1 protein-coding gene is annotated in these 788 nt (G+C 47.2%); it reads right to left on the minus strand.

Annotated features, from left to right (window positions below; genetic code table 11):
• Positions 1 to 100 precede the first annotated feature (100 nt).
• Positions 101 to 788, minus strand: a 688-nt coding sequence (locus ACS8FC_RS16600; RefSeq protein ID WP_439297588.1) for a LysR substrate-binding domain-containing protein, incomplete at its 5' end; no start/stop codon positions are given.

A 788-nucleotide genomic window follows, 5' to 3' on the forward strand; every position in this document is an offset into this window, starting at 1 on the left:
TCAAGTCCTCACTAGGGAACCATCAGTTTTCCTAACGCCTACCACAACGTAAGAAAGCGGACAGTATTTTATAACCAAAAATGTAATAAGCAGTGGAGTATTAAACTGGCTTTACGATCCCTTCCAATAAATTCGCAAACCCTTGCATGTATGCTGTATCTTTACTTGAGGTACGCGTCGCTGCGTATAGCTGACAATGCACGCCATCACCTAATGGTCGCGAGACGACCCAACCTTTTCTTTCATATTCAGCAACCACCCAATCAGGTAAGGCTGCCACACCGCGCTCGCTCGCGACCAACTGAATCAACATTGCGGTCAGCTCTGTCGTACGAACACTATCAAAGCTCACTTGTGCTGGCGTCATAAAGTTGGCAATGATATCGAGACGCTTGGCTTCTACGGGATAAGCAATCAAGGTTTCGTTAATCAAATCATCTGGTTCAATAAACTCCTGTGCTGCCAAATCATGTGTTGGCGACAACACCAAGCGACTCTCATACTCAAACAATGGCTGATAGCTGATACCGTCGAGCGGTAAATCACTGGTAGTGATGAGCAGGTCGATATCGCCCTCCATCAATAGATGATGCGGCTCAGGCTCAAAGCCCGTGGCAAAATCCAACTCAACATCCGACCATTCACGTCGATAGTGGTTGAGTATTGGCATGAGCCAATCAAAACAGCTATGGCACTCAGAAGCCAGTCGCAATCGACCAGCTTGACCGTGTGCTAAGCGTTTGAGGTTAGATTTGGTACGGGTTACTTGCGGCAAGATACTATCTGCC

Source organism: Psychrobacter sp. 1Y4, assembly GCF_051847555.1.